Source organism: Alloacidobacterium dinghuense (genome assembly GCF_014274465.1).
Classification (GTDB): domain Bacteria; phylum Acidobacteriota; class Terriglobia; order Terriglobales; family Acidobacteriaceae; genus Alloacidobacterium; species Alloacidobacterium dinghuense.
In genome coordinates, this window is the sequence record NZ_CP060394.1 from 2,579,077 (window position 1) to 2,592,758 (window position 13,682).

Below are 13,682 nucleotides of genomic sequence, written 5' to 3' on the forward strand. Positions count from 1 at the left end.
CAATATAGACGTGAACCCCATCATAAAGTCACTTACCTGAAACCAGATACAATAAAGTTTTACCCCTATCGAATTTTTCTTAATGGGAGAAACGATGTCCGCTCCATCCAATCCGGGCAAGTCCACTGCTGCGCCAAAAGCAACCGCGCCCGGAGCGCCGGAAATGCCGGAATTGAAGAAAACCCTCACCCTGCCGCAAACCGATTTCCCCATGAAGGCCAATCTGCCTCAAAACGAGCCAGTCCGCCTTAAAAAGTGGGCAGATGAGAAGCTCTACGAGCAGATCCGCGAGTCCCGCAAAGGCTCACCCCGTTATCTCCTGCACGACGGACCTCCCTACGCCAACGGCCCCATCCATCTCGGCCACGCGCTCAACAAGTGCCTCAAGGATTTCGTTGTCAAGACCAGGACCATGGCCGGCTTTGACGCCCCCTATGTCCCCGGCTTCGACTGCCACGGCCTTCCCATCGAAATCAAAGTTGACGAGCAGTTCGGCCGCAAGAAGCTCGAAATGTCCTCAGTCGACTTTCTCACCGCCTGCCGCGCCTACGCGCAGAAATACATCGACCTGCAGACCAGCCAGTTCATCCGCCTCGGCGTCTTCGGCCGCTGGGAGCGCCCGTACTCGACCATGTCAAGAGAGTACGAGGCCAAAACTCTGGAAATCTTCTACCGTTTCTTCGAGCAGGATTTCGTCTACAAGGGCCTCAAGCCAGTCTACTGGTGCATCCACGACCGTACCGCTCTCGCCGATGCCGAGATCGAGTACGAGATGCACACCAGCCCCAGCATCTACGTAAAATATGAGATGGTGAAAGATCCATATAATGCTGACCTAACGCGCTATGGTTGGTTGGCAAACTATCGGGTCTTTACCATTATTTGGACTACGACCCCCTGGACACTACCGGCATCTTTAGCAGTCGCCTTTCACCCTGAACTCGACTACGTCGCACTTAAGCAAGACAGCAATGTCTACATCGTCGCCGACGCGCTGGCCGCGTCTGTGCGTGAAGCCTGTAAACTTCAAGACGCGAAGGAAATTGCCCGCTTTAAGGGCTCAACGCTCGAGGGCGCCACCTTCCAGCACCCCTTCCTCGACCGCAGCATTCTCGGCGTGCTCGCCGACTACGTCACCACCGACCAGGGAACCGGAGCCGTCCACACCGCCCCTGCGCATGGCGCAGACGACTTCTACACCGGAGCAAAATACGGCCTCGACCAAACCTGCAATGTCGACAACGCAGGCCGCCTGCGCAACGGACTGCCCGAGTACGAAGGCCTCACCGTTTTCAAGGCAAACGAGCCGATCATTAATCTGCTACAAACACGCGGCGCGTTGATGGGCCACGATGCTATCTACCACAGCTACCCGCACTGCTGGCGCTGCCACAACCCCGTCATCTTCCGCGCCACCGAACAGTGGTTCATCGAAATCGACAAGAAAGTCGGCAACACCACTTTCCGCCAGCTCGCGCTCGACGAAATCCGCAACTCCATCAAATGGGACCCCGCATGGGGCGAAGAGCGCATCGCCAACATGATCGAAACCCGCCCCGACTGGTGCATCTCGCGCCAGCGCATCTGGGGAGTGCCCATCGCCGTCTTCCTCTGCAACCAATGCCACACGCCGCTCAAAGACAAGGCAATTTACCAGAGCATCGTGTCTCTATTCGAAAAAGAAGGCATCGCCGCCTGGCACACACACGAAGCCGAACAGCTTTTGCCCTCCGCAACAAAGTGCGCAAAGTGCAGTAACACCGACTTCCGCAAAGAGATGGACATCTTAGACGTCTGGTTCGACTCCGGCGTCTCCTGGCACGCCGTCATGGAAGCCGAGCCCGACATCGCTCCGCCAGCCGACCTCTACTTTGAAGGGGGCGACCAGTACCGCGGCTGGTTCCACACTTCTCTGCTCACCTCAGTCGGCGTAGGCACAGACCACAAAGCTCCCTACACTATGGTCGGCACACCCGGCTGGACGCTCGACGAGCAAGGCCGCGCCATGTCGAAGTCCCTTGGCAACGGCGTCGATCCCGTCGACATCGCTGACCGCATGGGCGCAGAAATCGTCCGCCTCTGGGTAGCGTCGGTCGACTTCCGCGAAGACGTGGCCGCCAGCGAAAACCTCATGCTGCGGGTCGCCGACAACTACAAGAAGCTGCGCAACACCTTCCGCTTCCTCTTGGGCAACCTGCACGGCTTCAACCCCGCCGAGCACGCACTGCCCTACGAAGACCTGCTCCCGCTCGACCAATACATGCTCGCGCGCACTCGCGAACTGATCGAAAAAATCAGTGGTACGGATGGGGGCACAGATGGCAAAGGCGGCTCCAATAACGGAGGTTGGTACGGAGCCTTCGAGTTCCACCGCGTCTATCACGCAATCAACGAATTCTGCATTGTCGATCTGAGTGCCCTCTACCTCGACTTGCTCAAAGACCGCATGTACACCTTCGCGCCAACGAGCATTGCTCGCCGCTCCGCGCAAACCGTCATCTACAAAATCACCGAAGCCTTAGTCCGACTCGTCGCTCCAATTCTCAGCTTCACCGCCGACGAAGTATGGAGCTACCTGCCGGCAAACGCTAATCGAGCCGCGAGCGTCCACCTCACACACTTCCCCACGCCAGACGAAGTAGCTCCGGCAACTCCTGCAATCCTGGCTGACTGGCAAAAGCTCCTACAAGTCCGTGACGAAGCTCTCAAGGCGCTCGAAGCTGACCGCAAAGCCGGAAGGATCGGCAAAGCCCTGGAGGCAAAAGTAGAAATTCACCCTACCGCCGATCTCGAGCCAACGCTGCATCAATTTAAGTCGAGCTTGAAGGAACTCTTCAACGTCTCGCAGGTAGAGGTGAAAGAAAACACCGCCAACGGAACCATTCAGGCAATCACACTTCCAGCCGACGGCACAAAGTGCGAGCGCTGCTGGAACTACTACGCCGACAATTGCCCAGACCACGTCCAGCCCTTTGGCCCCTGGCCCAAAGTCTGCGGACGCTGCGCCGTCGCTTTAGAACAAATGGGCTACGACCGCTAATGCAATTCATTGCAATGTCATCCTGAGCGAAGCGCGAAGTCGAAGGACCTGCTTTTTGCATCGAGCAGCAAGAAAAGGGGTGCCCCATCCTTTGCGTAGCAAAGGGTGGGAACAACAACACCAACCAAGCCGGGATGAGGGTGCCCCAGGTCTCGCTCTTGAGACCTGGGATTGATTAAGAACCGCTGTCGAAGACAGCGCACCAATCAGGGTAGAAGCACCGGGCTTTAGCCCGGTGAATAAGTCAAAAGAAACAGGGGCTTCAGCCCCGGGCCTTCAAAGGAACCAGATTTTGAAACAAGACCGCCGCAGCTGGCTACTCGCCATCTCCGCACTCATCATCGTGCTCGACCGCTGGAGCAAGATCTGGGTCGCGCACCATATCGCTGACGGTGACGCGATCACCGTCATCCCGCGCTACTTCTACATCTCGCACGTCCTCAATCCCGGAGCAGCCTTCAGCCTCTTCTCCGACTCGGCAACTCCCGGACGCACACGCTGGCTCCTCACCTCCTTTTCCATCCTCGCTGCGGTCATCGTCCTCGGCCTGATCTTCAAAATCGGACGCCGATTCAGCGCCACCACCATCGCCCTTGCCCTCATCCTCGGCGGCGCAATCGGCAATGTATGGGACCGCATCCACTACGGCGTCGTCACCGATTTCCTCGAAGTCTTCCTCCGCTGGGGCCAATGGAGCTACCACTGGCCCGACTTCAACATCGCCGACTCCGCCATCGTCTGCGGCGGCATCCTCATCATGCTCGACGCCCTGCTCCCGAAAAAATCTACTTCATAAGCCGTTTCTGAGCAGCAGCACGAAAAGGGGTGCCCCATCCTATGCGCAGCATAGGGTGGGAACCACAACTCCGATCCAGGTAAAACAATTCCCAGGAACCACTCCCACCCACCCCACGTACAATTACCCAGCGAGTTCCGTCTAACCAAACAAAACCGAGCAGGAAAGGACTACCGGTGGCCAACCTGTGGCATGACCTCAAGCACTCCCTGCGCAGTCTCTTCAAGAACCCAGGTTTCACCATCGCAGCCGTCGCAGCCCTGGCCCTCGGCATCGGAACCAACACCGCCATCTTCACCGTCGTTAACACGGTCCTGCTCAAGCCGCTTACCTATCCCGACGCCGACCGCATCGTCCAGCTCTTCACTAAATATCCGGACGGCAAAGGCCCGGTCACCTCTCCCACCAAGTTCAACAACTGGCGTGAGCAGACCAGCGTCCTTCAGGACGTCTCCGCCTATGACTTCGGCGGCCCCGGCTTCAACCTCACCGGCGACCATCCCGAGCAGGTCCACGGCATCCACGTCAGCGAAGCCTATTTCCGCCTCTTCGGCGCGCCTGTCATGCTAGGCCGCACCTTCACCGCGCAGGAGGATTCGCCAAACGGCGGCAAAGTCGTCGTCCTCAGTTACGGCCTCTGGCAGCGACGCTTCGGCGGCAACCCGAACATCGTCGGCAGTGCCATCTCGCTCGGTGGAGAGCCCTACACCGTCGTCGGAGTGCTGGGGAAATCCTTCGTCTCAGATCCAGAATCTGACATCTGGCTTCCCTTCCAGATCGATCCCAACAGCACCAACCAGGGACACTTCTTCCTCGCCGCAGCGCGTCTCAAACCCGGGGTGACGCTCGCGCAAGCCAATGCGCAGATGAAAGTTGCCGCCGATCAGTTCCGCCGTCGCTATCCCGCCGCGGATCCAAAGGAAAGCTTCGAAGTTGATCCGCTGCGCGACAGCATCGTCAGTGAGGTGCGCTCGTCCCTCTTCGTCCTCCTTGGAGCCGTCAGCTTCGTCCTGCTCATCGCCTGCGCGAACGTGGCCAACCTGCTGCTCGTCCGCGCCTCCGGCCGCAAGCGTGAATTCGCCATCCGCGTCTCCATGGGAGCAACGCGCGGCCGCATCATCCGCCAGCTTCTTGTGGAAAGCACTCTTCTCGCCGTCACCGGAGGCATCCTCGGCTCCATCATCGGATTCATCGGTGTGCGCGCGCTGCTTGCCCTCAGCCCCGGCGACATCCCGCGTATCGGCGAAAACGGCGCCAACGTCGGCGTTGACTGGCGCGTGCTCGTCTTCACGCTCGGCGTCTCACTACTCACCGGCATTCTCTTCGGACTCTTCCCCGCGATCGCAGCCTCGCGCCCCGACCTCAACTCCACACTGAAAGAAAGCAGCAACCGCGCCGGCACCGGATTCCGCCAGAGCAAAGCCCGTTCCCTGCTCGTCATCAGCGAAGTCTCGCTTGCGCTCGTCCTTCTCATCGGCGCCGCGCTTCTCATCCGCACTTTTCTCGCCTTGCGCAACGTCAATCCCGGCTTCAACCCGCACAACGTGCTCACCTTGGAAATGTCTCTCACCGGTGACCGCTTCGCAAAAACTGCCGGTGTCGCCCAGCTCGCACTCAGTGGCCGCGAGCGTTTAAACGCCATCCCCGGCGTCGAAGCCTCGGCTTCCACCTGCTGTCTGCCGCTTGAAGGTGGCTTCGGCCTGCCCTTCATCGTCCTAGGCCGTCCACTCGATAAATCCGGACAAACCGGCGGAGCCGGCTGGATGAACACCTCACCCGGCTATTTCGATGTCTTCAAGATTCCCATCCTCGAAGGTCGCGACTTCAAGGACAGCGACTCCGTCGGCGCGCCCGGCGTCGTGCTCATCAACGAGTCCATGAAGAAAAAATTCTGGCCGAAGGAAGACCCCGTAGGCCAGCAAATCATCATCGGAAAAGGCGTCGGCCCGCAATTTGAAGAACCCGCGCGCCAGATCATCGGCGTTGTCGGCGACATCCGCGACGGCGGCCTCAACCGCGACCCGCGCCCGCTCATGATCATCCCGCAGGCGCAAGTCCCCGACGGCATGACCGCGCTCAACGCCAATATTGGCCCCGTCGCATGGCTCGTCCGCACCCACACCGATCCGCACCAGTTCATCTCGTCCGTTACCGAGCAGCTTCGCCAGGCCAGCGGAGGCTTCCCCGTCGCCCGCGTCCGCTCCATGGAAGAGGTCGTCGTTCGCTCCACCGCTCGCCAGGACTTCAACATGCTCCTGCTCACCATCTTCGGAGCATCCGCGCTCATCCTCGCCGCCATCGGCATCTATGGCCTCATGGCCTACACCGTGCAGCAGCGAACACAGGAAATGGGTATCCGTATGGCCCTCGGCGCCGATCGCGGACGCATCCGCAACCTCGTCGTATGGCAGGGCATGCAACTCGCCCTCATCGGCGCCGTTGTCGGAGTAGGCGCAGCCTTCGGCCTCACACGCCTCATCGCCAGCTTCCTCTTCGGAGTCAAACCCTACGACCCCATCGTATTTGTAACTGTGCCGGTGATATTAAGCACGGTGGCTCTTTTCGCCGTGTGGCTCCCTGCCACCCGCGCCTCAAAACTTGACCCCATGGAGTCCCTGCGCGTCGAATAGCAGTATGATGCGATTACCAAGCAGAGCAGCAATCAGCGAATTCCTCACGAAACCCAACCTCACCCGTGTAGCTCTGGTAGCCGGCGGCGCTGCGGCTATCGGAGCTGTCGCTGTCGGTGTGACCTTCGTCGGCACGGTCGCCATTGGCGCCATCGCCTTTCGCAAGCTCATGGCGCACCGCGGGCACATCCACAAACTCAGCGTCGGCGAACTGACCGTCGATCGCCTCATCGTCAAAGAATCTTCCAAGGAAATCTCATTGTGATACGGATTTCCCGCTTTCTGATCTCGCTGTCATCCTGACCCTGAGCAGCGCAAATGGGAAGGACCTGCTTTCCTTAGCCATGGCACGAAGAAGGGTGCCCCATCCTTCACGCAGTGAAGGGTGGGAAAGCAATTCCCTCACCCAGCCGTCATCCAGCCTTCCACAAATCACCGCGTGCTACCATCGTGCAACCGGAGACCGGCATGCCCACAGCCCTCAAATACATCGCCGTCGCAATCGTAACCATGGCAGCGACAATTACCGTCATGCGCTCGCAGGAAACCAAAACCCAACGTATCCCGCAATTTGAAAACGAAGACGTCAAAGTCTGGAAGTCCATCGTGCAGCCGAACGCGCCCTTAACCATGCACCGCCATGACCACCCGCGCGTCCTCATCGCCCTCAGCGGTGGAACCATGAAGATCGTCGATTCCACCGGGGCATCCGAATCGCATCTCTGGGAAACAGGAAAAGCCTACTGGCTTCCGGCAAATCCGCCCAACACCACGCACGCCGACGTAAACGCAGGCGACAAGCCCATCGAAGTCATGGTCGTAGAGTTGGAAAAGGAAAAATAGCCGTCAGCCAATCAGCACTCGCCGCGATCACGCTGGACAATGGGCATTCGGATCTTTCACGTAACTGAGATTCGGAGCCTTGGTGAATGCGCCCTTGCCGTTACCGACAAACACATCGAACGTGTAATCCCCATCGTCGCCATACACCACGGCCAGATCGGGAATACCATCCCCGTTGAAATCTGCAGCTGAAATGCGCGGCATCGTCCCCGGCATGCGCAAAGGAAGAGGCCATCCACCTTCAAACGCTCCCTTGCCGGTGCCGAGAAACACCGCCACCGTACTCCGTCGCCAATCCGAAACGGCAATGTCCGGAATGCCATCGCGGTTAAAATCAGCCACTGCAATCGACACCACAGAACCGAGACGCGCCACGTCCCCCGCAGCCACCAGGTTGCCCTTGCCATCGCCAAGAAACAGCTTCAGCGATCCATCTTCATCACCGACCAGCACATCCGGAACGCCGTCCTGATTAAAGTCCGCCGTGACCATCGCGCGCGGAGCACGCCCCAGCTCTATATCCGCTTCCGTCTCCTGAAACGTCCCGTCCGACCGCCCCAGCGAAACCGTCAGCACTCCCGCACCAGCGGACACAGTAGCCTTGGCAAGATCCACAATGCCGTCCCGATTAAAGTCCGCCATTACCGTCAGACCAGAAGCCCCATCCGGCTCGTCTTCATGCAAGGGACTCGCCCACGCCCGCGGTGACATCAAAGCCAGCGCAACGACCGCAATGAAAACAATCTTCCATAGGCCAAGCCTAAATACGCTGCGGATCACCCGATACCATCCCTGCTGACATTCTATTCTTGAACTTGAGATGATGTAGACAGGGGGAAGTAGATTTGATAGGGCGCGCCCGCGTACCGTCCACCAGATTCCGCCGCACCCTCGCGTATTTCTAAAGCAGCAGCAAGAAAACGGGTGCCCCATCCTATCGCGCAGTTTGCGATAGGGTGGGAGACCACAGCCACCACCCAGCCGCACTTCCTCCACGGCCTACCCTCCACGCAGCAAGCGCCCTCAGAATAGCCGATCAACGTCAAAGGCTTGTCATCCTGAGCAACGCGAAGAACCTGTTTTCTCGGCCGGAGTACGAAAACGGGTGCCCCATCCTTTGCGCAACGGGCCCCCGGCGCGCGCGGGTTTCGCGTGATGGGGTGAGGAGCAAGGGGTGAGAAATACTCCCAGAGAGCAATCCGCCTTTCACGAAACGTAGGCGAAAGGATTTAACTTTCTCAGCTGTATCGCGAAGAGGGCTCACAACCCATGTCAAGCCCCAAGAACGAAAATAATGAGCTTGATACCTCTGACAGAGGTCGGAGTAGACCTTCTGTCCTGCGAAAGCAGGACGACGGTAGAAGAGCGGGGCTTCAGCCCAGCGTTAGGCGCCGACAACGGAGCGGCTTTAGCCGCGGGCTCTTCTGTACGCTTTTCCCTTGTCAAGGGATAATCAGCAAGATAATAATGGTGATCCCTTTGACTGAGGTTGTAGTTGGATCGTTTGTCCTGCGAAGCAGGACGGCGGTGAAGAGGGCTTCAGAAGTCATTGTTTTGAAGGGGCACGGCTTCAGCCGTGCCGTAAGTGTCAGGAAACGAGCGCGGCTTTTAGCCGCCGAGGGATGGTTTTCTCTCACAATCAGACTTTCTCAGCAGCCTCTTTAGCCCCCGGGGCTCTTCTGCACGCTTTTCCCTTGTCAAGGGCATAATCAGCAAAATAATTTCCAACCCATTCAAACCAAACCATTTATTCCAATCAAACTTTGGCGTACTATTTCTCCCAATCAGCTAAAATAGAAATAGAGAACAAAAAGCCCGCCGTGAGCGGGCTTTTTTATTCACAGAAATCGAGGACCCCCAGCTAAGTGATTGAAAACACTTGAAACCACCTAAACGGCGCAGAATCAATAGCATAGCGGGGGATGATCCCCCTCTAAGTCATTGAAAACACGTAGCCACCGGCGTTCAGGTCGGGGGCAGGGGAGTAGCCCGCCGTACGCCTTATAATCAAACTGGGAAGTTTTGTACCTAACTCCCGGGACGCACTGCATTGACGGACCAGATCACCATCCGCGGCGCGCGGGTGCATAACCTCAAAAATATCGACTGCGACATACCGCACGGCAAGTTGACGGTAGTTTCCGGCGTCTCCGGATCGGGCAAATCCTCGCTCGCCTTTGACACGGTTTATGCCGAAGGCCAGCGCCGCTACGTCGAGTCACTGTCTGCCTACGCGCGCCAGTTCCTCGAGCGCATCGAGAAGCCCGATGTAGACCTCATCGATGGCCTCGCTCCAGCAATCGCCATCAAGCAGAAGAACTCGACCCGCAACCCGCGCTCGACCGTAGCGACAGCGACCGAGATATACGACTATATGCGCCTGCTGTACGCGCGCTGCGGAACCGTCCACTGCATCGTCTGCAACGGTGTCGTCCGCCGCGACACAGTCGATGAGATCGCCGCCGCCATCCTCGCCCTCGGCGAAGGCACCCGGCTGCACGCCCTCTTCCCTGTTCAAAGAACAGACCAGCCCGTTTCGCCTGAGCGTGAGCCTGAGAAGAAGTCCGCAAAACGTGCACAAAAAGCGACCTTAAACGGGAAAAATGACACAGAATCGCCGCTTAACGACGCCTTAAAAGAGCGCCTGAACGACCTGCGCAAGCGCGGTTTCAACCGCCTTTACCAAAACGGAACCATCTACGAGTTCTCGACGCCCGAATCGCTGCTCGAGATCAACTTCGCGCTCCCTGTCTTCGCCCTCGTCGACCGCATCGTCGTCAGTGCCGACAACCGCGCAAGAATCGTCGACGCGGCCGAAATCGGTTATCGCGAATCGGGAGAAATCCTCTACGAAATCGTCCCGCTCGACTCGGAAACTACTGAGCGCGAGCGCCTGCGCTTCTCAGCAGCTTTCGAGTGCAAAACCTGCCATCGCGTCTATCGCGAGCCGGAACCGCGCCTCTTCTCGTTCAACAACCCTTTCGGCGCCTGCCCGCGCTGCCAGGGTTTCGGCAACACCATCGACTTTGACCTAGACCTCATCATCCCCGACAAGTCGAAGACACTCGACGAAGGCGCAATCGACCCGTGGAATCGCCCGAAGTATCGCCCCTACTTCACCGAGCTGAAGAAGGCGGCAAAGCAGCACGGAATCCCGATGAACGTCGCCTGGTACGATCTCGAGCCCGACCAGCAATCCTTCGTCCTCGACGGCCGCGATGGATTCCTCGGCGTTCACGGCTTCTTCGCCTATCTCGAGCGCAAGAAGTACAAGCTGCATGTCCGCGTGATGCTCAGCAAGTATCGCGGCTATGCTCTCTGCCCCGAATGCAAGGGACAGCGCCTTCGCGCCGAAGCTCGCGCCGTCCGCATCGGCGAGCAGCAGGGCGCGAATTGCAGCCGCAATATCTGCGAGGCAGCCGGGCTGACGATTGCCGAAGCCAACAGCTTCTTCGGCGGCCTCAAGCTCACGCCCATGCACGCAGAGATTGCTGGAAGCATCCTGCACGAGATCCAGCAACGCCTGCACTTCCTCAACGCCGTCGGACTCGACTACCTCACGCTCGACCGCCTCGCCTCGACGCTCTCCGGAGGCGAATCGCAGCGCATCCAATTGGCAACTTCGTTAGGCTCCCAGCTTGTCGGCGCGCTCTACGTGCTCGACGAGCCATCCATCGGCCTGCACACACGCGATACCGCGAAGCTCATACGCATCCTCGAAGACCTGCGCGACCTCGGCAACACCATCCTCGTCGTCGAGCACGATGCCGATGTCATCCGCTCCGCCGACTACCTCCTCGACCTCGGTCCCGGAGCTGGCGAGTTCGGCGGTCGCGTCCTAGCCGGAGGAACCGTCGAAGAGGTGGAGCACAACCCCGACTCGCTCACTGGTCGCTACCTGAACGGACAACTGACGATCCCGATCCCGACGCGACGCCGCGAGCCTGGGCCCAACTCAGGGAAAGACTGGCTGAGACTGCGCGGAGCACGCAGCCATAACCTCAAAGGCATAGACGTCGAGATCCCACTGAACATGCTCGTCTGCATCACCGGCGTGTCAGGATCCGGGAAATCGACGCTCGTCCACGACGTCCTCTATCGCGCCGTCGCCCACCAGCTCGGCAAGGGCGAAGGAGCCGATCCGACAAACCTCTACAAGGAACTCAAGGGCGTCGAGCGCCTGAACGACATTGTTCTCGTCGACCAGAACCCCATCGGACGCACCCCGCGCTCAAACCCGGTGACCTACATCAAGGCCTTCGACGCCATCCGCGAACTCTTCGCCGCACAGCCTGAGGCTCAGCGCCGCAGCTACACCGCCGGACACTTCTCCTTCAACGTCCCCGGAGGACGCTGCGACGTCTGCGAAGGCGACGGCACCGTCACCGTCGAGATGCAGTTCCTCGCCGACGTCGAGTTGCCCTGCGAGGAGTGCCGCGGCACCCGCTACAAGGCCAGCGTGCTGGAGATCAAGTACAAGGGCAAGAGCATCAACGAGGTCCTGAACCTCACCGTCAAAGAGGCGCTGCGCTTCTTCGTGGGTCAGCCCAAGATTCTGGACAAGCTTGCCGTCCTCGACGAAGTCGGCTTAGGGTACGTCCGTCTCGGTCAGTCCGCCACAACGCTCTCCGGGGGCGAAGCCCAGCGCGTCAAGCTGGCCGCACATCTGGCAACCGTTCGCTCCACCGGATCGGTGGCCAAGAAGGGCGGCAGCCGTGTCCTCTACGTCCTTGACGAGCCCACCACCGGCCTCCACTTCGACGATGTCAGCAAGCTCCTTACCGCCTTCCGGAAGCTGATTGACGGGGGCGGCTCCATGCTGGTCATCGAGCACAACCTCGACGTCATCAAGTCGGCGGACTGGGTCATCGACCTCGGCCCGGAAGGCGGCTCCAAGGGCGGCCAGGTAGTAGCTACCGGCACCCCCGAACAGATCACCCAGAACGAGCTATCCCACACCGGATTCTGGCTGTCCAAAGTATTGGCGCGCCGCGAGTCTTCACGCGAGCCATTGCAGGAAGCCGAGAACGAAATAGCCGTATGAAATCCCTGAAGTATCTAGCAACGATTGTCTTCACTTCCGCACTGCTCTCGGCTCATGCGCAGTCAGTTCCAATGCCACCGGGAACCAGCACCAATGAGCCATCTCCCGAAGCTGCAGCAAAGTCCGCCGACGACCCGCTGGCCCAGGCAGAGGCAGCGATCGACACGAAGGATTTTGCCCATGCGCGGAGTCTTCTCGACACATATCTATCCGGACATTCGAATGATGCTCGCGCCCTATTTGATCGCGGCTATGTGGAAGACGCTCAGGAGCACGACCATGCTGCCGCCAACTATTACCAGAAAGCCATTGCCGCCGACCCCAATCAGTTCGAATCCCACCTGGCAGTCGGCTTGATTCTGGCCCGCCAGGATAAGCAGCAGGATGCCCATCAACAGCTAGAGGCAGCGTCCAGGCTCGAGCCGAATCCGCCGAATCCAGCTGCCAAGGCGCAGGCATTCCGCGCCCTAGCCGAACTAGACCGTTCCGCAAATCCCGATGCAGCCAAGCAGGAACTGATTCAAGCGCTGTCGATAAGCCCGGAAACGCCGGCAGATCTGCTTCTGACCGGGGAGATTGCTGAAGCCGAGGGAGACGAAGTCAACGCGGAAACGGCATACCGACGTGCATTAAATCAGCAGCCGGAGTCATCGGCTGCGACTGCTGGCCTCGCCCACGTTCTCATCGCTCAGAAAAAGTATGCCGACGCTGAACCTCTTATCAAATCAGCCCTGATTCGCGATCCTGATGACCCTGCCCTGAACAGTCAGCTGGCCATTGTTCTGAACGCAGAAGGTAAGCAGAATGAGTCAGTTGCGGCGCTGGAAAAGCTGCATGCCAAGCAGCCAGATGATGCATCGATCAGCGGCATGCTTGCGGATGCTTATACGCAAGCAGGAGCAGCTGACAAAGCCGATCCCCTCTATGTTCAGTTGCTGAAATCTAATCCAAACGACCCCGCACTCCTTACAGCGCGCGGCGAAAACCTCATCCGGCAGCAGCGATATGCCGAAGCTGTAGTCGTGTTGCAGAAGACAGTAAGCTTGAGACCTGACAGCGGGAACGCCTGGAGCAGCCTCGCTTTCGCCGCTTCAGAAAATCATCAACCTCAGCTGGTAATCGATTCTCTTTCAGCACGATCAAAATATCTCGAAGAAACTCCAGCTACCTATTTCCTTTGGGCAACAGCTTACGATAATCTACATCACACAAGGGAAGCGGCCGACTACTATCACAAGTTCCTGACCGCGTCCAATGGAAGGTTCCCCGACCAGGAGTGGCAAGCAAAACATCGGCTAGTCACGCTTGGCAAATAACAGCCGATAACGT

The 13,682-nt window shown here is 58.8% G+C and carries 8 protein-coding genes; 7 read left to right on the top strand and 1 reads right to left on the bottom strand.

Annotated features, from left to right (window positions below):
- Positions 1-94: 94 nt before the first annotated feature.
- The 5 genes from ileS (at position 95) to H7849_RS10515 (ending at position 7,309) form a co-directional block, all read left to right on the top strand.
- Entirely contained in the window at positions 95-3,040 is a 2,946-nt protein-coding gene (gene ileS, locus H7849_RS10495; protein WP_432756533.1) for an isoleucine--tRNA ligase, read from the top strand.
- Positions 3,041-3,332: 292 nt separating this feature from the next.
- The gene (lspA, locus tag H7849_RS10500; protein WP_251106736.1) at positions 3,333-3,836 is read left to right on the top strand and encodes a signal peptidase II; all 504 of its coding nucleotides are present in this window, start codon (positions 3,333-3,335) and stop codon (positions 3,834-3,836) included.
- Positions 3,837-4,012: 176 nt separating this feature from the next.
- Positions 4,013-6,466, top strand: a complete 2,454-nt coding sequence (locus H7849_RS10505; RefSeq protein ID WP_186746322.1) for an ABC transporter permease — start codon at positions 4,013-4,015, stop codon at positions 6,464-6,466.
- Positions 6,467-6,470: 4 nt separating this feature from the next.
- The gene (locus H7849_RS10510; protein WP_186746324.1) at positions 6,471-6,731 is read left to right on the top strand and encodes a hypothetical protein; all 261 of its coding nucleotides are present in this window, start codon (positions 6,471-6,473) and stop codon (positions 6,729-6,731) included.
- A gap of 203 nt (positions 6,732-6,934) precedes the next feature.
- Positions 6,935-7,309 carry a cupin domain-containing protein gene (locus H7849_RS10515; protein WP_186746326.1) on the top strand — a complete coding sequence of 125 codons (375 nt, stop codon included), beginning with the start codon at positions 6,935-6,937 and terminating at the stop codon, positions 7,307-7,309.
- A 27-nt stretch (positions 7,310-7,336) separates the two neighbouring features.
- On the opposite strand, the gene H7849_RS10520 is transcribed toward H7849_RS10515, so the two are convergent.
- A complete protein-coding gene (locus tag H7849_RS10520; protein WP_186746328.1) occupies positions 7,337-8,089 on the bottom strand; it encodes an FG-GAP repeat domain-containing protein in 753 nt (250 codons plus the stop codon).
- Between the two features lie 1,270 nt (positions 8,090-9,359).
- Between H7849_RS10520 and uvrA the strand changes: the two genes are divergently transcribed.
- Together uvrA and H7849_RS10530 are read left to right on the top strand one after the other, a co-directional pair.
- Positions 9,360-12,353 carry an excinuclease ABC subunit UvrA gene (gene uvrA, locus H7849_RS10525; protein WP_186746329.1) on the top strand — a complete coding sequence of 998 codons (2,994 nt, stop codon included), beginning with the start codon at positions 9,360-9,362 and terminating at the stop codon, positions 12,351-12,353.
- Complete coding sequence (locus H7849_RS10530; protein ID WP_186746331.1) at positions 12,350-13,669, top strand: tetratricopeptide repeat protein; 1,320 nt, start codon at positions 12,350-12,352, stop codon at positions 13,667-13,669. The genes uvrA and H7849_RS10530 overlap by 4 nt, the downstream gene beginning before the upstream one ends.
- Positions 13,670-13,682: the final 13 nt, after the last annotated feature.

What these genes read in the sequence shown, in the direction of transcription:
- ileS (WP_432756533.1), top strand. Translation starts at nt 95, where the DNA reads ATGTCCGCTCCATCCAATCCGGGCAAGTCCACTGCTGCGCCAAAAGCA.
- H7849_RS10530 (WP_186746331.1), top strand. Translation starts at nt 12,350, where the DNA reads ATGAAATCCCTGAAGTATCTAGCAACGATTGTCTTCACTTCCGCACTG.
- H7849_RS10515 (WP_186746326.1), top strand. Translation starts at nt 6,935, where the DNA reads ATGCCCACAGCCCTCAAATACATCGCCGTCGCAATCGTAACCATGGCA.
- H7849_RS10510 (WP_186746324.1), top strand. Translation starts at nt 6,471, where the DNA reads ATGATGCGATTACCAAGCAGAGCAGCAATCAGCGAATTCCTCACGAAA.